This window comes from Sphingobacterium sp. 18053, from assembly GCF_902706145.1.
In the GTDB taxonomy this organism is placed as follows: domain Bacteria; phylum Bacteroidota; class Bacteroidia; order Sphingobacteriales; family Sphingobacteriaceae; genus Sphingobacterium; species Sphingobacterium paramultivorum.
Genome location: NZ_CACSJW010000009.1, coordinates 86821 through 112547 on the forward strand (window position 1 = coordinate 86821; position 25727 = coordinate 112547).

At 38.4% G+C, this 25727-nt stretch carries 23 protein-coding genes and 4 tRNA genes; 8 read left to right on the forward strand and 19 right to left on the reverse strand.

Annotated elements, in window-relative coordinates; all coding sequences use genetic code 11:
- Positions 1-55: 55 nt before the first annotated feature.
- From GVK91_RS20670 to GVK91_RS20690, 5 genes are read right to left on the reverse strand one after another with little or no spacing between them, the layout of a single operon-like run.
- Positions 56-475 carry a hypothetical protein gene (locus tag GVK91_RS20670; RefSeq protein ID WP_227550267.1) on the reverse strand — a complete coding sequence of 140 codons (420 nt, stop codon included), beginning with the start codon at positions 473-475 and terminating at the stop codon, positions 56-58.
- On the reverse strand, positions 475-1431 hold the full coding sequence (locus tag GVK91_RS20675) for a hypothetical protein (protein ID WP_153847245.1): 957 nt from the start codon (positions 1429-1431) through the stop codon (positions 475-477). The genes GVK91_RS20670 and GVK91_RS20675 overlap by 1 nt, the downstream gene beginning before the upstream one ends.
- Positions 1432-1464: 33 nt before the next feature.
- On the reverse strand, positions 1465-2010 hold the full coding sequence (locus GVK91_RS20680) for an RNA polymerase sigma factor (protein WP_075994136.1): 546 nt from the start codon (positions 2008-2010) through the stop codon (positions 1465-1467).
- Between the two features lie 21 nt (positions 2011-2031).
- Positions 2032-2985: a transketolase family protein gene (locus GVK91_RS20685; protein ID WP_120333250.1), complete on the reverse strand. Its 954-nt coding sequence runs from the start codon at positions 2983-2985 to the stop codon at positions 2032-2034.
- A gap of 1 nt (position 2986) precedes the next feature.
- Positions 2987-3835, reverse strand: a complete 849-nt coding sequence (locus GVK91_RS20690) for a transketolase (RefSeq protein ID WP_075994134.1) — start codon at positions 3833-3835, stop codon at positions 2987-2989.
- Positions 3836-4005: 170 nt separating this feature from the next.
- Here GVK91_RS20690 and GVK91_RS20695 point away from each other — a divergent pair, with 170 nt between their 5' ends.
- Positions 4006-6423, forward strand: a complete 2418-nt coding sequence (locus GVK91_RS20695; RefSeq protein ID WP_159731142.1) for a glycoside hydrolase family 3 N-terminal domain-containing protein — start codon at positions 4006-4008, stop codon at positions 6421-6423.
- 127 nt (positions 6424-6550) lie between these two features.
- Here the strand turns inward: GVK91_RS20695 and GVK91_RS20700 are convergent, their stop codons facing one another.
- From GVK91_RS20700 to GVK91_RS20715, 4 genes are all read right to left on the reverse strand, one after another.
- Positions 6551-7105 (reverse strand): NifU family protein, encoded by a 555-nt coding sequence (locus GVK91_RS20700; protein WP_088162909.1) that lies wholly within the window; start codon positions 7103-7105, stop codon positions 6551-6553.
- Positions 7106-7177: 72 nt separating this feature from the next.
- A complete protein-coding gene (purB, locus tag GVK91_RS20705) occupies positions 7178-8527 on the reverse strand; it encodes an adenylosuccinate lyase (protein ID WP_088162908.1) in 1350 nt (449 codons plus the stop codon).
- A gap of 126 nt (positions 8528-8653) precedes the next feature.
- On the reverse strand, positions 8654-8857 hold the full coding sequence (locus GVK91_RS20710) for a hypothetical protein (RefSeq protein WP_088162907.1): 204 nt from the start codon (positions 8855-8857) through the stop codon (positions 8654-8656).
- Between the two features lie 145 nt (positions 8858-9002).
- Positions 9003-9227: a hypothetical protein gene (locus GVK91_RS20715; RefSeq protein WP_046671848.1), complete on the reverse strand. Its 225-nt coding sequence runs from the start codon at positions 9225-9227 to the stop codon at positions 9003-9005.
- 327 nt (positions 9228-9554) lie between these two features.
- Between GVK91_RS20715 and GVK91_RS20720 the strand changes: the two genes are divergently transcribed.
- Positions 9555-10904, forward strand: coding sequence for an acyl-CoA dehydrogenase family protein (locus tag GVK91_RS20720; protein WP_200845671.1), 1350 nt, complete (start codon positions 9555-9557; stop codon positions 10902-10904).
- Positions 10905-11019: 115 nt separating this feature from the next.
- On the opposite strand, the gene GVK91_RS20725 is transcribed toward GVK91_RS20720, so the two are convergent.
- The 5 genes from GVK91_RS20725 to rplS form a co-directional block, all read right to left on the reverse strand.
- Positions 11020-11805, reverse strand: a complete 786-nt coding sequence (locus GVK91_RS20725; protein ID WP_153847239.1) for an META domain-containing protein — start codon at positions 11803-11805, stop codon at positions 11020-11022.
- Positions 11806-11923: 118 nt separating this feature from the next.
- Complete coding sequence (gene yidC / locus GVK91_RS20730; RefSeq protein WP_159731144.1) at positions 11924-13750, reverse strand: membrane protein insertase YidC; 1827 nt, start codon at positions 13748-13750, stop codon at positions 11924-11926.
- Positions 13751-13789: 39 nt separating this feature from the next.
- A complete protein-coding gene (locus GVK91_RS20735; protein ID WP_153847237.1) occupies positions 13790-15400 on the reverse strand; it encodes a CTP synthase in 1611 nt (536 codons plus the stop codon).
- A gap of 123 nt (positions 15401-15523) precedes the next feature.
- The gene (locus tag GVK91_RS20740; RefSeq protein WP_159731146.1) at positions 15524-16609 is read right to left on the reverse strand and encodes a carbohydrate-binding family 9-like protein; all 1086 of its coding nucleotides are present in this window, start codon (positions 16607-16609) and stop codon (positions 15524-15526) included.
- A gap of 296 nt (positions 16610-16905) precedes the next feature.
- Positions 16906-17253, reverse strand: coding sequence for a 50S ribosomal protein L19 (gene rplS, locus GVK91_RS20745; protein ID WP_159731148.1), 348 nt, complete (start codon positions 17251-17253; stop codon positions 16906-16908).
- Positions 17254-17595: 342 nt separating this feature from the next.
- Between rplS and GVK91_RS20750 the strand changes: the two genes are divergently transcribed.
- Positions 17596-17669: transfer RNA gene (locus tag GVK91_RS20750), tRNA-Pro, on the forward strand.
- Between the two features lie 45 nt (positions 17670-17714).
- Here the strand turns inward: GVK91_RS20750 and GVK91_RS20755 are convergent.
- On the reverse strand, positions 17715-20090 hold the full coding sequence (locus tag GVK91_RS20755; RefSeq protein WP_159731150.1) for an ABC transporter permease: 2376 nt from the start codon (positions 20088-20090) through the stop codon (positions 17715-17717).
- A gap of 436 nt (positions 20091-20526) precedes the next feature.
- On the opposite strand from GVK91_RS20755, the gene GVK91_RS20760 reads away from it, so the two are divergent.
- The 3 genes from GVK91_RS20760 to GVK91_RS20770 all read left to right on the forward strand — a co-directional run bounded on the left by GVK91_RS20760 (position 20527) and on the right by GVK91_RS20770 (position 22154).
- Positions 20527-20600 (forward strand) — tRNA-Pro (locus tag GVK91_RS20760).
- A 330-nt stretch (positions 20601-20930) separates the two neighbouring features.
- Positions 20931-21004: transfer RNA gene (locus tag GVK91_RS20765), tRNA-Pro, on the forward strand.
- A 169-nt stretch (positions 21005-21173) separates the two neighbouring features.
- Entirely contained in the window at positions 21174-22154 is a 981-nt protein-coding gene (locus GVK91_RS20770) for a DUF1080 domain-containing protein (RefSeq protein ID WP_159731153.1), read from the forward strand.
- 39 nt (positions 22155-22193) lie between these two features.
- On the opposite strand, the gene GVK91_RS20775 is transcribed toward GVK91_RS20770, so the two are convergent.
- Positions 22194-22487, reverse strand: a complete 294-nt coding sequence (locus GVK91_RS20775; RefSeq protein WP_153847232.1) for a Smr/MutS family protein — start codon at positions 22485-22487, stop codon at positions 22194-22196.
- 45 nt (positions 22488-22532) lie between these two features.
- The gene (locus GVK91_RS20780; RefSeq protein ID WP_075994119.1) at positions 22533-22952 is read right to left on the reverse strand and encodes a hypothetical protein; all 420 of its coding nucleotides are present in this window, start codon (positions 22950-22952) and stop codon (positions 22533-22535) included.
- Between the two features lie 282 nt (positions 22953-23234).
- On the opposite strand from GVK91_RS20780, the gene GVK91_RS20785 reads away from it, so the two are divergent.
- Positions 23235-24218: a hypothetical protein gene (locus tag GVK91_RS20785; RefSeq protein ID WP_159731155.1), complete on the forward strand. Its 984-nt coding sequence runs from the start codon at positions 23235-23237 to the stop codon at positions 24216-24218.
- A 163-nt stretch (positions 24219-24381) separates the two neighbouring features.
- Positions 24382-25125 (forward strand): copper homeostasis protein CutC, encoded by a 744-nt coding sequence (locus tag GVK91_RS20790; protein ID WP_235032974.1) that lies wholly within the window; start codon positions 24382-24384, stop codon positions 25123-25125.
- 33 nt (positions 25126-25158) lie between these two features.
- Here the strand turns inward: GVK91_RS20790 and GVK91_RS20795 are convergent, their stop codons facing one another.
- Together GVK91_RS20795 and GVK91_RS20800 are read right to left on the reverse strand one after the other, a co-directional pair.
- Positions 25159-25338, reverse strand: a complete 180-nt coding sequence (locus GVK91_RS20795; protein ID WP_046671880.1) for a hypothetical protein — start codon at positions 25336-25338, stop codon at positions 25159-25161.
- Between the two features lie 33 nt (positions 25339-25371).
- Positions 25372-25442 (reverse strand) — tRNA-Cys (locus tag GVK91_RS20800).
- Positions 25443-25727: the final 285 nt, after the last annotated feature.

A 25727-nucleotide genomic window follows, 5' to 3' on the forward strand; every position in this document is an offset into this window, starting at 1 on the left:
ACAAATGTCCGAAAATAAAAAAGAAGTCTTCAAGACTTCTTTTTTATTTTCGAGATTATTTTCTTCTATTCTGCAGGGATTTGTATAGATGTTCCCTGAATTCCTGTTCTACTTCAAAAAATTGCGATGCACGCGCATTGCCAATAACTTTGGCAAATTTGGCCCGGTATTCTTTTTTGATCTCCACTTCTTTAGCATCATACTGTAATACATCTCTGGAACCACCTCTAAAATTATTTTTGGGGGCACCATTCAATTTTTCTTTCCTGATATCCCAAAGTGTTTGGCTATACTCGTTATAGAGCGGAAAGAATTGTTGAGCCTCTCTTGGTGTCAAATCTAGTTCTTTAGTAATGTAAGCTATTTTTTCATTTTCTATAGCTTGAAATCGATTTTTGTCTTGTGCAAAGCCCAAGGCAATAGAAAATATACTAAAGAACAATGTTATCCATATGTATTTTTTATTGAACATCATTATAAGGTATAGTTTAGATAATCTTCTATTTCTTGTTTAGATATATTACTTCCAAATCCCTTGGTAGGGAGATTAGCTTCATCAGTATACTGAGACATATAAATCATATCATCACCAGAAGCAGAAGCCGCAAGGTAATTAATAATTTCCTGCTTAGGAATTTCTGACAAATGCTGGCTCAACTGCTCCTCTGCAACAGCTTCTACAGGAGCTGCATCTTGCTGTTGATACTGATATCCCCAATATCCACCTATGCTCAACATGGCAGCAAAAGATGCTGCAACAGCATAGCGAGCATACCATTTTTTTTGTCTTCCAATCTGATGGATCGGTGTATTGTCCTTCTCAGGCGTTAGTACATGATCAACAATGCTGTCCGAAAGATTCTCAAAATAATATTTAGGTACATCAAAGCCCGCAGTAACAACTGTTTCTTTTAATTTTTCTTCGGCAATACGAGCAAAAATAGTCGATTCAACTGTTTCTTCATAGCCAACCGGAACAGAGAAACCATCTGTAGGAACTGTTTTCTTCAATTCCTGCTCAGCTAGACGAGCGAAGATCGAATTTTCAAGAACTTGACCATAGTCAGAGGGCATTGTAAAGCCATCAGATGCAATCGTTTCTTTTAATTTGTCTTCTAAAATTCGGTTGAGGATAGTTGAAGATAGTTCGGAAGTATAATTTTCAGGAATTTCAAAGCCGTCAGTACCAACTTGATTTTTTAAATTATCTTCCGCTACTTTGCACATAATGGCCGCAGACAGGCTATCAAAATATCCTTCTGGAACCTCAAAGATGGATTCTTCCTTGCATTCAACCAATTTGACTTGCGTAATTATTTTTGATTCTAAATCACTGAAATAATTTTCAGGTAAGCCAAATGGATTTTCACGCAACGATGCTGGAAGATTTGTAGGCTCCAGCCCATCATGATATGTGCCATTTTCCTTCATAGTATTTGTTAGAACCTAATTTCGCTAAAAGGTTTAATCGTTGTTATTAAAAAATGCCTCTATTTTTTTGACGGCCAAATGATAAGACGCTTTAAGCGCTCCAACACTTGTTCCGAGGACTTCTGAAATCTCTTCATATTTCATGTCTTCAAAATATTTCATATTGAAGACCAATTTTTGCTTCTCTGGCAAGGTCAACAAAGCCTGTTGTAATTTCATTTGAGCTCTATCACCATTAAAATAATTGCCATCAGCAAGCGTTTCTGCTAGATAAGCAGTCGTGTCGTCATCCAACGACACGTTCTGCTTTTGCTTTTTCTTATTTAAGAAGGTGATACATTCATTTGTTGCAATACGATAAAGCCACGTATATAACTGTGAGTCTTCGCGGAAGTTCCCAAGGTTCTTCCATACTTTCACAAAGATATCTTGTACAACATCGTCCGCATCATCATGATCGATGACCATTCTTCGCACATGCCAATAAATCTTCTGTTGATATTTCTTCAACAATAAACGGAAAGCTTCTTCTCGCGTACTCTCTTCGGCGAATTTTGCTATAATTAAAGCGTCATCCATATATTGACTTGCGTAGTTTTGTTATTTTCTTTTGATTACTTTTTGAGCCGCTGCAACAATAGCCGCTGCATTCAGACCGTATTTTTCCATCAATTGAGCAGGAGTACCTGATTCTCCAAAACTATCATTTACAGCAACGTATTCTTGTGGAGTAGGCAACTCTCTTGTTAATACCTGAGCAACGCTATCACCTAAACCGCCAAGACGATTATGCTCTTCCGCCGTTACGACACATTTGGTTTTAGCAACAGATTTTAAAATAGCTTCTTCATCCAAAGGTTTGATTGTATGGATATTGATAATCTCAGCGTTGATGCCCAACTCAGCTAATTTCTCACCAGCTTGGATAGCTTCCCATACTAGATGACCTGTAGCAATGATCGTAACATCCGTTCCTTCATTTAATAACACCGCCTTACCAATTACAAATTCTTGATCAGCAGGAGTGAAATTAGGAACTACAGGACGGCCAAAACGCAAATAAACTGGTCCATCATATTTGGCTGCTGCAATCGTAGCGGCTTTTGTTTGATTGAAATCACAAGGATTGATCACTGTCATTCCTGGCAACATTTTCATCAAGCCGATATCTTCTAAGATTTGGTGAGTTGCACCATCTTCACCTAAGGTTAGACCAGCATGCGATGCTGCAATTTTTACATTTTTGTCCGAGTATGCAATCGATTGGCGAATCTGATCATAAACACGTCCTGTTGAGAAATTTGCGAATGTACCTGTGAATGGTATTTTACCACCGATCGTAAGTCCGGCAGCAATTCCCATCATATTAGCTTCCGCAATACCGATTTGAAAAAAACGTTCTGGAAATTCTTTGATAAAATCGTTCATTTTTAACGAACCGATTAAATCAGCACATAATGCAACTACATTCTCATCTTGCTTTCCTGCTTCTAGTAAGCCCGCACCAAATCCTGAACGTGTATCTTTTGACTCTGTATAAGTATATTTTTTCATTCTAGTAATCTCCTAAAGTTTCTGTAAGCTGATTCAACGCCGACGCCAATTGTTCGTCATTTGGAGCAACACCATGCCATTTATGAGAACCCATCATAAAATCAACACCGCTACCCATTTCAGTATGCATCAGAATAATAACCGGTTTACCTTTTCCTGTGCGTGATTTAGCTTCTGCTAAACCTGCAACAACAGCATTCATGTCATTGCCTTTAGCAATTTCCATCACATCCCAGCCAAATGCTTCCCATTTTGCACGAAGATCACCAAGAGATAATACTTGATCTGTAGATCCGTCAATTTGTGCTTTGTTATAGTCAACAGTAGCAATTAAATTGTCGATTTTGTTGTGTGGTGCGTACATTGCAGCTTCCCAAACTTGGCCCTCCTGCAATTCGCCATCACCCATTAATACATAAACTAGATTATTGTCTTTATTCAATTTTTTTGCCTGTGCGGCTCCAATTGCAACAGATAATCCTTGGCCCAATGATCCCGAAGCAATACGAATACCCGGAAGGCCTTCGTGTGTTGTTGGGTGACCTTGAAGTCTGGAATTGATTTTTCTGAACGTTGCTAATTCGCTCACTTCAAAATATCCCGCATGCGCCAATGTACTGTAAAATACAGGAGAGATGTGTCCATTTGACAGGAAGAATAAATCTTCTCCTTTTCCATCCATGTCAAAGGAAGGATTGCGTTTCATTGCATTGAAATAAAGCGCCACAAAGTAATCTGTACAACCTAACGAACCACCTGGGTGTCCTGATTGACAAGCGTGTACCATACGTACGATATCACGTCTTACCTGTGATGCAATTTGTTCTAGTTTGTTAATATCTGCACTCATTTTTTTTGTTGGTTTCACAATTGGTCGTAAAGTTAACTATTTTTAAGCTAGATGCTTGTTAAAAAATGAATTTATATTGACTTATTCTAGATCGACGATGTGTTTGATCTGCGGGTTTTTATTTTTTTTGTACCTTGCTTCACTTTATAAAACCAACAATTTTCAGCATAATGCCTAATCAACTTAAAAGCTGCCTTATTATTTCAGCGCTCTCAGCCCTTTATTTGCATTCTTCTGCCCAGCACATCAACATTTACCATAAGGATTGGATCGATTTTAACAAAAATGGGAAAAGGGATATTTATGAAGATTCCAAACAGAAAATAGCCAGTCGCGTGGAGGATCTGTTGCGTCAAATGACTGTTCAAGAAAAGGCCAATCAGACGGTTACACTCTACGGTTATGGGCGGGTTTTGAAAGATGAGCAGCCCACTGCCGCTTGGGACAAAGAGATTTGGAAACACGGCTTGGCCAATATCGACGAAATGTTGAATAGCTTGGCTTATAATAAGTCGGCAAAAACTTCATTTTCGTATCCCTTCAGCCGCCATGCTCAAGCCTTAAATAACGTTCAAAAATGGTTTGTGGAAAATACACGACTTGGTATTCCCGTTGATTTTACCAATGAGGGTATTCATGGACTCAATCATGATCGGGCTACTTCCCTGCCGGCACCAATCAATATTGGAAGTACATGGAATACTTCACTGGTACGTAAAGCTGGCGATATAATTGGAAGGGAAGCCAAATATCTGGGCTATACCAATGTCTATACACCTATTCTTGATGTTTCTAGAGATCCACGCTGGGGAAGAGTAGTTGAAACCTACGGCGAAGACCCGTTTCATATTGCCGAAATGGGGAAACAAGTTGTTTTAGGAATTCAACAGAATGGCGTCGCATCCACATTGAAACATTATGCAGTCTATTCTGTACCCAAAGGGGGAAGAGATGGCAATGCACGTACGGATCCTCATGTTGGCTTTCGTGAGATGCATTCGCTTCATCTCTATCCATTTAAAAGGGTCATAAAAGAAGCCAAACCTTTAGGAGTCATGAGTAGTTATAATGATTATGATGGCGTGCCTGTATCTGCCAGTAGCTATTTTTTACAGGACTTACTCCGAAAAGAGTATGGTTTTGAAGGGTATGTGGTGTCCGACAGTGAGGCTCTAGAGTTTATTTACAACAAACATCATGTTGCTGCAAACTATAAAGATGCTATTAAACAAGCATTAGAAGCAGGTTTGAATGTGCGGACAAATTTTGATCCACCGAGTACATATCTAACGCCGCTAATGGAACTAATAGAAGAAGGAGGGCTGGATATCAAAATATTGGATCAGCGGGTTCGCGAAGTCCTGACCGTGAAATTTAAACTGGGGTTGTTTGATCATCCATTGAGAGAAGATATAGCTATAGCCGATAAAAAAGTGCATACCCCCGCAGATGAAGAAGTATCACTTCAAATGAATAAGGAGTCTATTGTTCTGTTGAAAAATGAACAGAATCTACTTCCAATAGACGTGAATAAATACAAACGAATTTTGGTTACGGGACCAATGGCAGAGGCAACAAATTATACGACAAGTCGATATGGATCTTCTAATAATCCGATCACAACCATCAAAGATGGGATTATAAACTATGCAAAAACAGAGGCACTTCGGGTTGATTATGCCAAAGGGGTAGATGTCGTGGATAAAAACTGGCCTGAGAGTGAGATTATTCCAACAGACTTATCAGGAGAGGAGCTGGAAAAGATGGCCGAAGGTGTACGTCTCGGTAAAGAATCTGATCTAATCATAGCCGTAATGGGCGAGTCGGAACGGGAAGTCGGTGAAAGTCGATCGAGGTCAGATCTAAATTTGCCAGGCAAGCAACGCGACTATTTGATGAAATTGAAGGAAACAGGTAAACCTATTGTGCTGGTACTTGTCAATGGTCGTCCACTTACTGTCAATTGGGAAAACAAGTATCTACCTGCAATCGTGGAGAGTTGGTTTCTTAGCAATCAGTCGGGAAATGTTCTTGCCGAAATGCTGTTTGGTGGGTATAGTCCTAGTGGAAAATTGCCAATTTCATTTCCAAAGTCCGTCGGACAGGTTGAAATGAATTTTCCGACCAAGCCCGCTGCACAGGCGGGGCAACCCGGGGTCGGACCCAATGGGTGGGGCAATAGTCGGGTTGTTGGATTCTTATACCCTTTTGGATATGGATTAAGCTACACAGATTTTAGTTTTTCAAATTTACAACTCGCTAAAAAACAGATCAGACCAGCAGATTCCCTTACAGTTACGGTTGATATTGAAAACATAGGGAAGAGGAAAGGTGCCGAAGTTGTTCAGCTGTATATCAAAGATGTACTGTCTTCGGTAACGACATATGAGATGGATTTGCGTGGATTCGAAAAAGTTGAACTTAATCCAGGGGAGAAGAAGACCTTACAGTTTACGATCTTACCTGCCCATCTGGAACTTTTGGATCAGCATAATAACTGGACCGTTGAACCCGGAAAATTTGAACTATTTATCGGTAATTCTTCTGTTAATCTTCCGCTTAAAGATTCTTTTGAAGTCGTCAATTAGGTTGAAAAATTGCCATACAAGGCAGATGGCGGATAGCGATTATTTCTTCTTAAGACTAGTGAATAAAAAAAAGGATTCAGCAAAATTAATTACTGAATCCTTTTTTTCTTGTATCGAATAGCTGTGATTACATGGCCTCAGCGACAACTTCAGTCACTTCTGGAACCATGCGTTTCAACAAGCCCTCAATTCCTGCTTTTAATGTGATTGTCGACGATGGACAACCACTGCAAGAACCTTTTAGTTCAACTGTCACAATACCTTCGTTGAAGGATTTATAATGGATTGCTCCACCATCTTGTTCAACAGCAGGTCTTACATAATCATGTAATACTTGTTGTATCTTCACTTCAGTTTCAGTACCTTCAAAATTAACCTCTGTATCGTGATGTACCGTTTTTACCGCAAGTTCAGACTCTACAGCACCTTTTACAAAGTCTTTTAGCAAGGCTTCAATGTCTTCCCATTCCGCATCTTCAGTTTTGGTAATGGTCACGAAGTTACTTGCAAAAAATACCCCATTTACAAAATTAAATTTGAATAATTCAAGTGCAAACGGTGAATCTTGTGCTGCTTCTTTATTTGGAAAATCCACACTACCGTTGATCAACAATTTATTGACCAAGAACTTCATTGTAGAAGGGTTGGGTGTAGACTCTGTATATACGTTAATCGTAGCCATGTAGTATCTATTTTTATTCCAAGCAAATATAGGTCAAATGAAGCTTTGTTAAGGTCATCTATAAGTAAAAGCTTATAAAGTGACACCTGTGTAGTTAGAAGGACTGATCGCTTTCAGTTCCTCTTTAACTTCCGCTGATACATTTAGATTATCAACAAATGTCGCTATCGTTTCTTTCGTAACATGTGTGTTGGTACGTGTTAGGTCCTTTAAAGCTTCATACGGCTTGGGATAGCCTTCCCTTCTTAATATAGTTTGTAGTGCCTCCGCAACAACAGCCCAATTATTTTCAAGATCATTGGCCAATGCCTGTTCGTTTAAGATCAATTTGCGTAACCCTCTCAAAGTTGATTTAATAGCAATTAGGGTATGTGCAAATGGAACACCAATATTACGTAATACCGTAGAATCTGTTAAATCTCGTTGAAGACGGGAAACTGGTAACTTAGCTGCAAGGTGCTCAAAAATTGCATTTGCAATACCTAAATTTCCTTCTGCATTTTCAAAGTCAATTGGGTTGACTTTATGTGGCATAGCCGAAGAACCGATTTGACCAGCAGTGATTTTTTGTTTAAAATATTCCATCGAAATATATGTCCAAATGTCACGGCATAAATCGATGACAATATTGTTTATCCGTTTTAAGGCATCACAGCTTGCTGCAAAGTTATCGTAATGCTCAATCTGTGTGGTCGTTTGTGAACGGTCTAACCCCAAGATATTGTTTACAAAATTATTCCCAAAATTGATCCAATTTGTCGCTGGATATGCAACGTGATGCGCATTAAAATTACCAGTTGCACCACCAAATTTAGCTGAATACGGTACTTGATGTAATAGTTGCAATTGACGTTCTATGCGTTCGATAAAAACATAAAACTCTTTACCCAAACGGGTTGGAGATGCAGGTTGTCCATGGGTACGTGCCAACATCGGGATGTCTGACCATGACGTTGCTAATGATTTTAACTCATGAAGCAACTCTTCGATTGCCGGTGTATAGCTTTCTTTAATGGCTTCTTTCCAGGAAAGTGGAATCGCTGTATTATTGATATCTTGTGAAGTCAAACCAAAATGGATGAATTCAAGGTAGTCCTGTAATCCTAATTTTTCAAATTGATCTTTTAGAAAATATTCAACTGCTTTAACATCATGGTTTGTAACTTTCTCTGTGTTTTTGATCCAAATGGCATCTTCTTCAGAAAAATTCCTGTAGATATCCCGCAATTTTTCATTGAGTGTTTTGTCAAACTGTTGCAATTGAGCAATACCGGATTCACTTAATGCAATAAAATATTCGACTTCTACGCGTACACGATATTTTATTAAAGCAAATTCGGAAAAAAATGCTGAAAGTTCATTAGTATTATTGTAATAGCGTCCGTCAATAGGCGTAACTGCTGTTAAAGATGATAAAGCCATAGATTGAATGATTTTTGGCAAAGGTAAAAAAATGCTTGGAGCTTAGCAATTTAATTGGTACAGATATAAAAAAAGCCTCCTTGTTGAAGGAAGCTTTTTATACGGTGTAAATTCTTTTTCAGAGAATTAGTGAGCAGCTTTAGTTGAATCAACTTTAGCAGCAGCTGAATCTACAGCAGTTTTTGCTGAATCCAATTGAGTGTTAGCTGAATCTAAAGCAACGTTAGCTGAATCAGTAGCAGCGTCAGTTTTTTTAGCTGTTTCACCACATGATGCGAAAGCCAATGTTAAAGCTAAACCTAAGAAACCGAATTTGAATGCGTTTTTCATTTTATTAAAATTAAAATATTTTTAAATCTTGTTATTTAGGAGTTAATACCATTAAAGCAAAAAGGTAACCCCTGTATTTATTTTTTTGAAAAAAAGAAAGGCCTTTCGTGAAAAAGGCCTTCCAAAAGCTCTATTCAGTCCTAAATTATTTTTTAGTAGCAGCTGAATCAACTTTAGCAGCAGCTGAATCAACTTTAGCAGCAGCTGAATCAACTTTAGTAGCAGCTGAATCTAATGTGTTAGCAGCTGAATCAACTAAAGCAGAAGCTGAATCTGCAGCACCTTCAGCTTTTTTCTCTGAATTGTTACAAGATGCGAAAGCTACAGTTAAAGCTAAACCTAAGAAACCGAATTTTAATGCGTTTTTCATTTTCTAATTTTCTAATTTAAATTGAAATAATTTTCTTTTTCATCTCTTAATACACGTAACCAAAAAAGGTAACCCAAAAAAAAATGTTTTTTTGGATATATTTTTAACATATTGTTTTTCAGGTGTATATAGTTGTGTGTTTTATTCGAAACGTTCCTGATTCCAATATTTTATTGATAAGAGATCGTACGATATAAGGTGAGATGTTGTTCATTCGTTTGTTTACCGGATAATTCCATCTGATCAATTTGTATCATGTCATTTCCAAACAATTTTCGATTATTTTTCTTATTTTAAGAAGTAAACACTTAAAAAGAAATTGCAATTATGTTTGATAAAGTAAAGAATATAATGGATTTGGCAAAATCAATAGACTTTGGCAAATTGGAAGAATTATCGAAGAAAGTGGATTTGGGAGCAGTAATGGATGCCGTATCAAAAATGGATGATAAGCAGCTTCATGGGTTAATGAAAATGCTGAGTGCAGGGAAAGAAAAAAAGGAATTACCTCCTATTAATGGTGATTTCTATGCTATGGATAGCAAATTAAACGATTCAGATCGTGCATTGCAATTGAAGGTGAGGGAATTTATGGAAACTGAGGTCAAGCCAATTGTCAATAAATATTGGTTAAGAGATGAGTTCCCTTTTGAAATAGTACCGAAACTAGCAGCTTTAAATATTTGTGGCTATACCTACGATGGGTATGGCTGTATGGGGGGAAGTTCATTAATGGAAGGGATCATAGCGGCGGAGATAGCACGGGTAGATGCTTCTGTAGCGACTTTCTTTGGCGTACAGAGTGGTTTAGCCATGGGATCAATTTATATTTGCGGATCCGAAGAGCAAAAACAAGAGTGGCTGCCCAAAATGCAGCAGATGCAAGTGATTGGTGCTTTTGGTTTAACAGAGCCCGAAGTAGGGTCGGGAGCAGCAGGCGGATTGACAACGACCTGTAGGAAGACAGCCGAAGGTTGGGTCTTAAATGGTCAGAAAAAATGGATCGGGAACTCCACCTTTTCTGATATCACCATTGTTTGGGCTAGGGATCTTGATGATGGCGAAGTTAAAGGTTTTATCGTACGAAAAGATAACCCGGGCTTTTCAGTTGAGAAAATTAAAGATAAGATGGCTTTGCGCATTGTACAGAATGGTCTTATTACTTTAGCGAATTGTATCGTTCCGGAAAGTGATCGCCTGCAAAATGCAGATTCCTTTAAAGATACAGGAAAGGTTCTTCAGATGACGCGAGCAGGTGTCGCTTGGATGGCCGTAGGATGTGCACGGGGTGCCTATGAAAATGCCTTGGATTATACGCGTAAAAGGAAGCAATTTGGTAAACCAATCGCTTCTTTTCAACTTATTCAAAATCATCTGGTTGAAATGTTGTCCAATTTAACGGCTATGCAAACGCTTGTCTTCAGGTTATCTGAATTACAGGATAAGGGTGAACTAAAAGATGAACATGCCTCGCTGGCCAAAGTCTTCTGTTCTTTACGTACGAGAGATATTGTTTCCAAGGCTCGGGAGGTCATGGGCGGAAATGGTATTCTGTTAGAATATAATGTCGCACGGTTTTTGGCCGATGCCGAAGCAATTTATTCCTATGAGGGGACAAAAGAAATCAATTCACTCATTGTTGGCAGAAGTATAACTGGATTTAGTGCCTTTGTTTAGGAGGGATATGGCTGGTTTTTGACTTCCTGTCGCCAAATATCGCTTAATACATAAAAAGGGCGTTGTTTTTTAAACAATGCCCTTTTTAGCTCAGTTGGAGCAAAAAATGAATTTTCTATTTCCGTTTAAATCGCATAATAGCAATATCTCCCATGATAAATGTCAACGTATTCTCGCTTACACTATAGGTGTTTACCTTTTCCAATGTCGAAAAGAAGGTTGCTTCACCATTACCTTCGCAGGCCATTTTCGTTGACATAATCGGGCCAAAATTAATGGTATTTCCATTGGTTTTAAAAGTCGTATTGTAGTTATTGCAGCTACTATTTCCGTTTACTTTACCACTGGCAGCATCAAATATCATTGTTGGTTTACGATTGGGATACAGGCCATCGAAAGCGATCCGTGGGCCAGATATATAATCAAGTTCCCAAGTTCCACTAAGTTGTTGCTTATTGTCCTGAATCAACTTGAATTTTGCCAGAGGAGCCATTTTCGCTTTGTTCAGGCTAAGAATGCCATCCTTAATCGTATAATTATCTGCAGCAATCAGATTTTTGGATAAAGCTTGTTCAATAGACATATCCGGACAGGCCATCATCGTAGACATGCCTTGAGCAAATTTAACCTTTCCATTTTTTGACAATGTCAATTCTCCACCGATGCCATTACATCCTCCACTTGCACTGTAACTTTTTTCGTCCAGCTGGAGGTAAGGTATTTTGCCGTTGATCTGGTCCGCTACAGGCTGTCCATTGATTTCAATCAATTGCCATTTTTTCCCAATTACTGATGAAATGCTACTGTCTGAGTTTTGCTCATTCGCGTTCTTCTTGATCACAGAGCAACTTCCAAGACTAACAATTAAGATGGCCAATATGGCGATGTTTTTAAAGTTCATATTCTAAATTTTAACCTATTAACACCCTTTTTAACGTTTGGTTTGACGAAGTGCTACAAAAGTTCACAAACAAAAAAGGCTTCCAATTTGGAAGCCTTCTTTATCAGTATGATAAATCTTACGATTTGTTTTTATTTTGTTGTGCTTGTTGTTGTGCACGCATCATTTCTTCCATTTTCGTTTGGAAGCTTGATTTTTTATCTGCTTTTGGATTCTTTTTATTTTCCTCCAATTTAGCTAAGATTTTCTCATCATTAACCATGGTGCGAATTACCAACTGAGTCAAGAACGTAAATAACGCACTTAAGAAATAGTAGTAGTTCAAACCTGCTGGGAAGCTATTCAAAACAAAGAAGAAAATCAAAGGCATGATATAGCCCATATATTTCATTTGTCCTGTAGCACCAGATGTAGCGTTGTTATACCAAGTCGTTAACAATGTTGTCAATGTCATCAAGATACACATCAAAGAGATGTGGTTAAATGATCCAAAAATAGGTGCAAATGTAAACAGCGTATCATAGGTTGACATATCCTTCATAAACAAGAAGCTTTGTCCTCTCAATTCAAATAAATTTGGAAAGAAGTAGAAGAAAGCAATTGTAAATGGCATTTGTAAGACAAGGGGAAGACATCCACCAAGTGGATTCACACCAACCTGTTTGTACAATTTCATTTGCTCCTGCTGCATCAACATTTGATTGTCTTCACCCACTTTTGCTTTGATCTCATCCAGCTGCGGTTTTAATACACGCATTTTGGCCATAGAGACATAAGACTTGTAGGTCATTGGGGAAAGAATTAACTTCAACATCAATGTCAATAAAAGGATAACGATACCGTAGCTCATATGGAAACCATCCAGGAAGTTAAATACAGGTACAGTAATCCATTGGTTGATCCAACGCATAGGGCCCCAGCCCATGTTGATAATTGACTGATAATCATTTCCTTCAGCCTTCAATACATTGTATTGATTTGGACCAAAGAAGAAGTTTAAGGAATAGTTGTTGTCCTTATGATTATCAAATGCTAATTCTGCGTTTGTATTATAGAATTTGACGATGTCGGTTTCTGACGCATGTTTTACATCCACTTTTGCATTGACAAAGCCATCTTTAGCGTTGAGGATACTAGAGAAGTAATGCTGCTTGAAAGCAATCCATTGTACTTTTTTCTCCAATGGCTCGTCCGCATCTTTTGATTCGGAAAGGTGATCTACTTTATTATCTTCTTTATAATATAGTGTAGATTTCTGTCTTTCAGATTCTATGTTTTGCTCTTTTTGTCTCAACGTGGTGTTCCAGTTCAGGGTCAACGTTTTTTGACTCTGCGGAATTAAATTCTGTATCCCTTTTGTGTTAATGTCCAGGCCAACATTATAGCCTTTACCAGCAATCGAGTACACATATTCAATATACTGTTCGGCACTGTAATTTAGTCGGAATTTTACAGATTGTTTACCTTCACCAGAAACTTGGATATCCGAAGATTCTGTATTGAAGTATAAATCATTTGTTGATACATTTTGACCAGCTGCGTTAAATTGAAAACCAAACTTATTGTCCTCACCATCAAAAAGCATCAAAGGTTTTCCATTGAAATTCTTTTCGCCTTTTAGTTCTACGGATTTAACCTTACCACCTTTTGTACTGATTTTGGCAATGATTTTCTCGTTTTCAATCGTAATGACTTTCTCCGTTCCAAATTTTGTCGCGCCAAAAGGCTTTTTCAATTCTGCCGAATCAGCAATCACTGCTGTTTGTACTGCTTTGGCTTTAGCGGTAGAGTCACTTTCGGCAGGCAGTCCTTTTTCTGTACGCGCTTTAGCCTCTTGTCTCGCTTGTTCTTGTTTGATTTCTGATTCTGAAGGCTTCATCAGGTAAAATGAACCAGTGATGATAGCAAACATCAGGACCAAACCAATTAGGGTATTTCTATCCATTTTTAATAATTAAACTTAATTAATTGTATCCTTCTATTACTACTTTGATTTTTTGTTGGCCAAAGCAGCGGCTACAAAGCTAACAAAAAGTGGGTGAGGATTTGCAACAGTTGACTTTAATTCTGGATGAAATTGTCCGGCAACGAAAAATGGATGGTTTTTCAATTCGACAATTTCAACTAATCCAGTCTCCGGATTGAATCCTGAAGCAATCATTCCAGCTGCTTCATATTGTTTTAAATAGTCATTGTTAAATTCATAACGGTGACGGTGTCTTTCAGAAATTTTTGTTTTACCATAGATGGCAAAGGCCTTGGTTCCTTTTTTAATTTCACAATCGTAAGCACCTAAACGCATTGTACCACCCATGTTGGTGATATTTTTTTGCTCTTCCATCAAATTGATGACCGGATTGCTGGTGTTGGCATCCATTTCAAAACTGTTGGCATCTTTTAATCCCAATACGTTTCTTCCGAATTCGATAACCGAACATTGCATCCCTAAGCAGATACCAAAGAACGGAATATTATTTTCACGAACATACTGAATAGCATTTAGCTTACCATCCAAACCGCGTTCACCGAAGCCTGGAGCAACCAAAACACCATCCATACCTTTTAGCTTTTCAGCAACATTTTCTTTAGTAACACTTTCAGCAGCAATATAGCTCACTTTTACTTTACATTCGTTTGTTGCGCCTGCATGGATAAAACCTTCGATAATGGACTTGTAAGCATCTGGAAGCTCAACATATTTTCCAACCAAAGCAATACTCACTTCACTTGTCGGGTTTTTGAGCTTGCCTAAAAAGTTTTTCCAGTTTTCTAGATCAGGCTCATTTTTGTTGGAAAGTTTTAACTTGGTTAATGCAGTTTTATCAAGATTTTCCTTCAACATCAATAATGGCACATCATAAATCGTCGACGCATCGATAGATTCTACGACAGCGTTGATGTTGACATTACAGAATTGCGCTAATTTTTTGCGGATTTCTTGCGATAATTTATGTTCAGTACGACATACTAGAATATCAGGTTGTACACCATATTCCAATAACGTTTTTACGGAATGTTGCGTAGGTTTAGTTTTAAGCTCACCAGCGGCTGCCAGATAAGGGACTAAAGTCAAATGGATAACCAGTGAATTGTTGGCTCCTAATTCCCAGCGAAGTTGTCTTACGGCCTCCACAAATGGTAAGGACTCAATATCGCCTACAGTTCCGCCCAATTCAGTGATGATAATGTCATATTTGCCGGACTCACCCAACAGTTGCATTCTGCGTTTTATCTCATCTGTGATATGGGGAATCACTTGAACGGTTTTTCCTAAATATGCACCTTCACGTTCTTGTTGGATAACGTGTTGATAGATGCGGCCTGTCGTGACGTTATTTGCTTGTGAGGTAGGGACATTCAGGAAGCGCTCGTAATGACCTAAGTCAAGGTCCGTTTCAGCACCATCTTCTGTAACATAACATTCTCCATGTTCATATGGATTTAATGTTCCTGGATCGATGTTAATGTAAGGGTCGAATTTTTGAATGGTAACTTTGTAGCCACGCGCTTGGAGAAGTTTAGCAAGGGAGGCAGCAATAATACCTTTCCCCAACGACGAAGTAACGCCGCCCGTAACAAAAATATATTTAGTCATAACAATTAAAGGATTTTCAATTTTATGTGGTCAAAATGACCAATAATAGTTGCTCTATGTACGGGATACAAAGATAGCAATTTTTATTCAAAATCAGAATTGAAGATCGCTCGATTAATTAAATTAAAAATAGATATTACCTTGGCTATCTATTGTTGTCTTTAATGTAGGTTGTGCTTTTGACTTGATTTCAATACGATAGAAATTATTACTGTTTGAAAATACAATCTCATAATTTTTGTGCTCATTTATAATTTCAGGATATAATTTGCTTAACTCCTGAATTGACGTTGCATAGCGTTTTTTATCCTTTCTATAGATCTGTTGCAGGTAAAAGATATTCCAGGTAACTTTTTCGAGCGCGAGGAATTGCTCGTCGATAGGTTGATGGTTTGTGTCGTCAACAAATTTTATATGCCCCCATCGTTCAGGGTAATGCATATTAACGAGGCCGATTGGAGACCATACCCAGTTCTCTTCAGCGAGCGTCTTACCCATATTGTCTTTTCTCTTGCTGTAGGTTGTTTCGGTGTTGTCATAATGCCACTGAACGCGTGAGAAGTTTATCTTCCAGGTTTCATTTGCTTTAATCTGATTTCCTTCGCCAAAGTATTTTAGACTTTTTACAGGTATTTTCATTTCCACAGTCCAAAATTCATCCTTGTCTTGAGGATTGTTGATGGACCCGGCATGATAGACTGCGCTTTCCATATCTTTTGTGTCCCAATTTAGATTAGCCCTGCCACCAAAGCGATAAGGTTTAGTCATCAAAAGATCCATTACGGTATTTAATGCGTTTATTTCAATCTCTATATATTCCGGAGATAATAGATTTGGCTTGAGAAAGATCTCAAAATCATTGTCATGATAGATGATTGTATCTTTTTGTCTTAAATATCCTTTGATATGAGGTTCTTGAAGCTTAGCAAAAAGGTAAAGATTTTCCTTATCCCAGAGCATCTTGACTTGTGTCTTAAAAGTAGGGGCAGGCTTGTTTGATCCCTCAATATCCTTAAAAGAATCTGTCCATATCGCTTTTGACCAGGAAGCCTCATTGTCCTTTCCATCAATGGTTATTGGATCTGTTACTGGATATACATAATAAGTTTGGGGACGAGATTGTAATTGATGAAATTCATTCACATTTCGTTGTGCAAAAGTAAAGGTCGGGTAGATTATAAAAATGAAGATAAAAGCTATAATTCTCATCAAGATGCAGTTTGATTTTTAACGGTAGCAAAGTTAGGATGGAACAATATTAGGTTGTTTTTAAATTATTGTAATCATCTACGATTCTACCTTTCAGATACGGTGCTAAAAGTAAGTAAAATGTTTTAGCGCGGCAAAAGAGGGGTGGGGTTTTGATGGACATTATTTAATTGTCCTAAATTTATTACAGAAGGAGTTTCGTGATATTACCTGCGTTTTGAAAGGCGCGGGCGATAGCGCATAAAAAAAGGCTTTGAATGAGTTCAAAGCCTTTTTTTATGCCGTGGTAGTCGTAATTAGATTCTTTTCGATTTAATACGAGCAGCTTTACCAGTAAGGCCGCGTAAATAGAATAATTTCGCGCGACGAACTTTACCGTAGCTGTTTACTACAATTTTTTCAATGTTTGGTGAGTTTACAGGGAAAATACGTTCAACACCTACACCGTTTGAGATTTTACGAACGGTAAAAGTAGCGTTAGCACCTTCGCTGTTTAATTGAATTACTACACCTTGGTACACCTGTACACGCTCTTTATTTCCTTCGCGAATTTTATAATGAACGCTGACGGTATCTCCAGCTTTGAAAGCGGGAATTTCATTCTTTACTACCGCTTGTTCTTCTACAAATTTTACTAAATCCATGATTTCGAGTAATTATTAACGATTTATATCCTGTAAAAATCGGAATGCAATATTACGACTTATTTTCTGAATATAAAAATACTTTTTTAAAAAACTATTGACTGATATTCAAATCGGATGCAAAGATATGAAAATGAAATGGATAATCTAAAGATATTTTGAATATTCCTTTGTAGGCTATATGGAGTGGGTTTTTGATTGCTAAATTCAATAGAATATGTGCTTTTTGTAAAAATATTGTGCAATCAATCAGCTATTTAGTGATTAATTTTCTGTGGGGTGTTGACAAAGTCAAAAAATGATTCGATATTTGTGCCACACAAAACAAAGGTGATACCTTTTCGGGGTGTAGCGTAGCCCGGTATCGCGCCACATTTGGGATGTGGAGGTCGTAGGTTCGAATCCTGCCACCCCGACTTAAAAGCTCTAACGAAAGTTAGAGCTTTTTTTGTTTCCTCCTTTTATTCGTCCCGCAAGCTTTTTACCGGATTAGCTACAGCTGCTCGAATGGCCTGCCAGCTTACTGTAATCAGTGCGATACCTATTGTTACCAGTCCAGCTAGCACAAACATCCACCATTGGATTTGGATGCGGTAGGCAAAGTCTTCCAACCATTTGTTCATGACTAGCCAGGCAATCGGCGAGGCAATTATCAAGGCAACTAATACGGGTTTTATAAAATCTCTGGACAATAAAGTAGCAACACCCGATACCGAAGCGCCAAGCACTTTTCGGATTCCGATCTCTTTGTTTCGTTTGGCGGCCGTAAATGAGGCTAAACCATATAGGCCCAGGCAAGCGATAAATATAGCTAATCCAGAAAAAAGACTGAGTATACGTTGTTGCCTCAGATCGGTTTTGTATAGCGTGTCGAATTTCTGGTCCAAAAAGCTGTATTCAAAAGGGTATAAAGGAGCTACTTTCCCAAATGCAGTCTTAATAGTTTTTAGCGCTGCAGGGAAATCTTTTGTGTTTAAGCGAATGAGGGCTACCCTTAGATCATCAGAAGGGGCAATAACTAATGCATCCATGTTTTCTTTTAGAGATAGGAAGTTAAAATCATCTATTACACCAATGATTTTTCTGGGGGATTGATCACGGATCGTATTTTTTATCCATTTTCCAATGGCCTGTTGGGGGGTAAATCCGAGCATCGATGTTGCAGTACGGTTAACTAATACAGCGCTAGTGGAGTCTGTTGGGTATTGCGCTGAAAAGTTTCGGCCTGCAATTATTTTGAGGTTCAATGTGCTTACATAGTCAAAATCGGTGAATTCCGTCCTTGATTTCCACTTCTCCCCATTTTTCCTCTCCACTTCAAACGTATGGCTATCGAAGAAGCCTCCTGGTTCACCGGACATAAAGGAGACCGATGCGATGTCGCTGCTCGCGGATAATTCGTTTTTGAATGTACGAAGGTTGTTGTATAGTTCTTCATTGTCTATTGGGATGACCACAGTCTGTTGGTCGTCATAGCCAAGCCCTAGTTCTTTTACATATTTCATCTGCTTGGAGATAATCAGTGTGCCGATGATAAGTAAAATAGATATGCTGAATTGGAACACAACCAGTGTATGTCGGAACAGTGCGCCGCCCTTGCCTAAGCGCAATTTACCTTTTAGTGCCTGAATAGGGGAGAAGGTTGAAAGGTATAACGCTGGGTAACTTCCAGCTAATAAGCCTACTGTAAAGATAGCTGCAATCAAAAAAATATAGATCGGCCATGAGTTCCATGGGACTGTTAGGGTGTATCCCAATAGTTGATTGTATACAGGCATGAGTAGTTGCAGTAGACACATGGCGAGTATGCAGGATATGGTGGTTAATAAAATGGATTCTCCGATAAACTGCCCCATTAATTGAAGACGTTGTGCTCCAAGTACCTTTCTTAAACCAACTTCTTTCGATCGGTCAACTGCACGTATTGTCGAGAGATTCATGAAATTGATGCAGGCGATAATCAATATAAGAATGGCGATGGAGATAAAAATGTATATAACCTTTTTATCTCCATGTTTTGCACTGTCAAATGCGCTATGGGATTCAAGATAGACATCTTTTAGCGGTGTAAGGGCAAGATCAAAATGGATGCCCATATTGGTAGAAACTGCTTTCATATGCCTATTCATGAAATCGGGAAATTGCTTTTCCAGTTGCCTAACATCTTTATGTTCGTCAAGTAAGATGTAAGTGAATAAATTGTTGTTTTGCCAAGCTTTGAACGGTTCGGTATTGATATAATTGGATAATGGAATGATAAGATCAAATTCCAGATGCGAATTGACCGGAAGATCTTTTGCAATCCCGGTAACGGTTAATTGTTTCGTTTTATCAAGCTGTAGTATTTTACCGATGGGATTCTCATTTCCAAAATATTTTTTCGCAGTTTTTTCCGTTAATACAACACTTGTTGGATTTTTTAAAACAGTTTTTGGATTTCCCTTGATCAGCGGAAAACTAAATAGTTCAAAGAAATCGTCATCTGCAATAAAGAGTTTCTTTTCATTAAATGCAATATTGCCAAAAGAGAATAACCCATTGGCAGGCATTACCCGTACAGCTTTTTTGATATCATCGGGATAATCGGTTAATAAGGCAGTGGCATAGGGTGCAGATAAATAAGGAGCACGGTCCTTGCTGTTGTCAAAGCCACGCATGACCCGATAGATACGGTCACCTTGGCTGTGAAACTTATCAAAGCTAAACTGATTGGCGATAAACAGGAATATCATTGCACAGACGGTGATGCCTATTGTTAAGCCAAGGATATTGATAAAGGAAAAAACCTTGCTCTTAATAAGGTTTCTCCATGCGATTTGGAAATAGTTCTTTATCATACTTTTCGTTATAAGTGTTCATTTTGACTTTATGGTAATCAATCCCGTTGAAGGATAGTCTGATTTCTATTTTTGAAAAAATGTTTAATGGATCAATTCCAAAAAAACTGCCAAAGGGATAAAGTGTTTTTAATCAGTATATTGCGCGCTTTCTTTTAGTGGTCTAAGTGTTTGGATTCGAACACTTCATGTTCATATCCGAACATGCTACAGTTGAGAGCTCAAAAAGATTATGATTGACAGCTGAGCGTTTTATCGAAGTAACAGCTATTGGGAATAGCATTGGGTTTGATTGTATAAAGGAGAGCTATATGTGGTCCGGGCAAAGAGTATGTCGCAATGTAACAACTTGTTAGTTTTATTTTGCGTTTTTCATTTGCAAATAATTTGTAAGAAGCGTATATTTGTGCCACACAAAACAAAGGTGATACCTTTTCGGGGTGTAGCGTAGCCCGGTATCGCGCCACATTTGGGATGTGGAGGTCGTAGGTTCGAATCCTGCCACCCCGACTAAAAAAGCTCTAACGAAAGTTAGGGCTTTTTTGTTTCAGGGCAGGGTGCGCCTACGACCCTTAAGATACTAGGAAGTTCGATTCGTAGGCGGCTCAGGGTTGTGCTGGGGGCTATATGGAGATGAGTCGAATTTGTTTCAAGGCCTCACTAGGTGTAATAAAAAGGGATTTTTCAATTTTTTGCTTTGTAAAATGATCTGATTTTTAATCTTATTTTTAAATTATTTTGCAATAAGTCAGTCTATTAGGTGCTTTGTGAAGAATATTTTTGAAAAAAACATATTTTTAGTGTACTTTTGTGCCACACAAAACAAAGGTGATACCTTTTCGGGGTGTAGCGTAGCCCGGTATCGCGCCACATTTGGGATGTGGAGGTCGTAGGTTCGAATCCTGCCACCCCGACTAGAAAAGCTCTAACGAAAGTTAGGGCTTTTTTCGTTTCAGGACAAAAAGGCGAACCTACGACCGGATGCATTCTTCGCATTTTTTAACATTATATCCTTGTAAACCCGCTGTTAAACAGTTAAATTGCTTGAAATTTATTGTCAATTAGAATATAAACATAAATAATATGAACAGAAAAGCGGCATTTCTTTTAGGAATTTTGGCCTCTTGTGCATTACCGCAAGTAACCTTTGCTAAACATTCAATCGGAGAATCCATCCATTATCAACAAGACGTAGAAGGCAAAGAGCTGATTGGTCGATGGGACATCGAAGTTGATATTAATGGTACCCCTGCACCATCCTGGTTGGAGGTAAAATTGTCGGGCTATAGAACTTTAGTCGGTCATTATGTGAGTACGTCTGGGAGTGCTCGGCCAGTTTCGCAGGTGTTTTATGAGAAAGGAAAGTTTAGATTTGCTATCCCACCTCAATGGGAAGACGGAAAGATGAATCTAAGTGTTGAGGGCGAGGTTGTGAACGGTGTATTGCAAGGGACAATAACAGAGCCTGATGGGAAAACATATCGCTTTAAAGGTGTTCGTGCTCCGGAGCTGAAGCGAACAGCTGCGGTAAAATGGGGTAAGCCTATTCAGCTGTTCAATGGTAAGGATCTGTCTGGATGGAAAGCTACTGGTAAAACGAATCAGTGGGTGGTGAAAAACGGAATTTTGACTAGCCCGCAATCTGGTTCTAATTTAGTCTCTGAGCAAAAATTTGAAGATTTTAAATTACATGTTGAATTTAAAATTCCAGCAGGAAGTAATAGCGGTGTCTACTTAAGAGGTCGTTATGAGGTTCAGATAGAAGATAGTCCCAAGGATGCACATCCCAATGCTGTGCTTTTCGCAGGGGTATATGGTTTCTTAGCTGCAAATGAAATGGTCAATAAAGGAGCCGGGGAATGGCAAACCTATGATATTACATTGGTAGGACGTCTAGTGACGGTTGTGGCAAACGGAAAGACTGTTATCAGTAACCAAGAAATCCCTGGTATAACGGGCGGTGCTTTGGATAGTAAAGAAGCAGAGCCGGGACCAATTTATTTCCAAGGGGATCATGGTCCCGTGGAATTCCGAAAAGTGATTATTACTCCAGCTATTAAATAGCATAACATGATACAAAGGCTATCTGAAAAGGTAGCCTTTTTAAATCCCTATGATAACGACTACAATATCTTCATTCTGATAGGAGGTGTAATAGCGTTCAATGGAGCCGTGAGCCTTGTACTCTTGCAGCTCTTCAAAAACCATTTTTTTTAACATTCCTTTTCCCTTGCCATGAATAAACTTTATTTCGTTCATTTCCCAATAAATAGCTGCATCTAGATTAGATCGCATAAAATCAATGGACTCTTGTAAGAGCTCCTCTGGCGAATAATCTTCCCAATCGTCAAGAAAGGTGTCGGTGTGTAAGTCAACGATAGCTGGTGGTTTGCGCATTTCTCAATATTTTACAATGCTGCAAAAGTATAATAAAACGGCGACTTAATAGGTTAAGTCACCAACGAAATCAATCGCTTGGGCAAATTTTTCATACCATTTTTTGATAATAGCTGCAATTTCATACTCTTCCTCATCGGCATGGTTGAGCATGAGTAACTCGATCGATTGGAGTAGCTGTTTGAGGTCTAGAAAATAACCGTCGAAATCCCGGAACGCAGACACGGTATCCCGAATAAGCAGCATGGCATCATGTCGAAGTGTAATCATATCATGACGTGAAGATATTCGGTCCAGCAACCATTCCTTTTGGAAATTGGAGTCAATATGTCTGTTGCAAGCCTGATTAAAAAGCAATTCAAATTCAACAATTTGATGTTTCAGGTCATATATAGCTTTTTGGAGCTCTTCAAAAGTACTGATGATCTTTTCTTGGGTCTCCATGTTTTTTGATATAATTGCCATGATATTTTACTTAAAAATGTATGCGCTTGGTTTTTAGTTATTTAAATAAAAGCATGTAAGGTATATACAAATAGTTCAGCCGAATGTTTTACATGTCTAAAATTCGGTTATGACTTTTGAATATAAAAGAAGAGGTCGAACCTAAAATGGAACTGAGTTTTTTCGGTTTTTGGTTCGGTTTCAAATGGTATATTTTTTTGAAGTCTAATTTAATTAATACTATTTAATTTTAGGTATATTTAATATCCTGTATTACAGTTAATACAGTGTAAATGTTTAATTATGTTAGCATCTAGTTTTGTTGAGTTCTTTAACAAGAGCAGGCCCCATGTCCTTTTTTTAGCACTGCTGCTGGTGTGCGGCTTACCCATGTGTCATGGCCAATATAAGCTCAAAGATTCTACAAAATTTATAAACGATCAGTTGCCGAGGTATCTCGGAAGAATGGGGAAGATTAAATCTAGAAATTATCCCCTTGTTGGCCGTGAAGCAATCTTGCGTATATTACTGAAAGACTATTACGTGCATAGACTGGTGTCAGGAGAAGATAGTTTGGATAGGGAACGTTATCCTGCTTTATGGAATCCTCTTTCGGTACAGACATTTAAAACGCTAAATACGCGTGATATGTTTAGTTACTGTATGCTTGCCCCTGAGTTTGAGATGCAAAATTGTGGTTCCTTGGGCAGGTTGAAAGGTCAACATATATTTGGAGTCTTTTATCGAGGGGACATACCGCTGGAATATTGGAGCAATAGACAGTTGGTTGCTTTGCATGGAAATAGAGATTCTGTTGTACGATATGTGGACCAGATGTGGTCTACACTCGATTTCATTGGTGAGAACACGAAAGATTTAGGGGTTGAATTGATGATGTGGGAGTTGATACCAAAGGTGTTGGATAAGTTGATTCTGACGCCAACGGACAACGATCTATATGCTTTATTGGTGCAAATAATGATGCGTCTGAAATTCAAACCTTTTGAAGATTCAGCTATTTATGAGCAATTGTATGGTTCGGCATCTTATATAGGAAGTCGAATTGAAAGCAATGCAGAAAATCGGAATGACATTATGAAATTCGCGCGGGAATGTTTTGAAACGCTAAATACATCGCCTGGCTTCCAATTGCCAACTTATATCAAACGGGAGCGTTTCTTAGATCCACCTTCTTCAAGGGAGCTGTCAGATCGGACGAGCACTTCGAAAGGACCAGATTGGAAGTGGAAAAAAGTAGATGTACCACATTATAAGCTAAAGCTGTAGATCTTTGTCTAGAAGCAAAATTTCTTACGCAGGTAAAGTATCTTTTTGCCTTTAGTTTTTTCTAATTCTTGTGCTATGTTGACCACCGGGAGGGGAGTAGGTTATTTGCTTTTTTTTTACGTTATTCGCGTAAACGAAAAATAGCTTAAAATATAATATAATGATGGAAAAGGCGATCGGAAATTACCAATTAGAGATATGTTCAAATTCCGTAGCATCAGCAATTGAAGCCGAACAAGGGGGAGCGACCCGGATAGAGTTTTGTCAAAATTTGGAAAATGGAGGGACCACACCTTCGTTTGGTCAGTTACAGTTAGTGCGGGAATTGGTGAATATTGGTGTCCATGTGCTTATCCGGCCGCGTGGAGGTGATTTTCTTTATACAGAGACCGAGATTTTAGAAATGATAGCAGATATTCAGTTGTGCAAGGAATTGGGGATAGATGGTGTTGTAATAGGTATTCTGAACGCAGATGGTACGGTGGATAAAGTGAATACTTTGCGATTAGTGGAAACTGCGCGTCCCATGCATGTTACCTTTCATCGTGCTTTTGATCGCGTGGAAGATCCTTTTCAGGCATTGGAAGATGTCATCGAACTGGGGATAGATCGTATTTTGACATCTGGTCTGCAAAATTCTGTTTTAGCTGGAGCTCCATTACTCAAGCAGTTAGTTCAACAAGCAAATGGCCGTGTTGTGATTATGCCTGGTGCAGGTGTAGATGCAGCTAATATAGTTCACATTTTAGAGCAAACTGGGGCAGTTGCAATACATAGCTCAGCGAAAGAGCTGCATGTTTCGAAGATGAGGTTTAACCAGAGTCAGGTCAATGGGATGGATGAGGCACAGTGGATGAGCTCAAAAGAAAAAGTCCACCAAATGGTGGACCTATTAAAAAGCCTTTAAAGTAGTACTTTAAAGGCTATTAAATTCTTCTTACTATTTAGCTTCTGAAGCTAATTGATTTAAGATAGCATCGTTTTTAACGATTTGGTTGCTAGCTTTCATTTTTGATCTAGAACCTAACTCTACGTTAGTTCCTAATTTCAAAAACTGAACTTCAACACGTGAAACAGTTTTATTTCTTCTATCTTTTCTTTTTAAACGTGTAACTCCCATTTTGATAATATTTTTATTGTTTAAAATAAAACGAGGTCGGAAGCGGATTCGAACCGCTGTAGGAGGTTTTGCAGACCTCAGCCTAGCCACTCGGCCATCCGACCCTATTTTTTTTCCTTTTGAAGGTCTGCAAAAATAAAACTTATAATTGGAATTAAAAAATCTTTATGATAAAACTTTTATGTTTTTAAGCATTGGTCTGAAAACCAAGCTGGTATTTTGCTGTGTGATCCTTTGAGCAATGGTCCGCAGGAACATACCGGACGGGTTTAAGCATAGCATGACAAAGACGTTTTAATAAACTATGTTATTCATAGGAATAAAAAATTGAATTGTACCTCATCGAGCTGTCAAGTGGAAATGGACTCCATTCACTGTATCTTTTATTG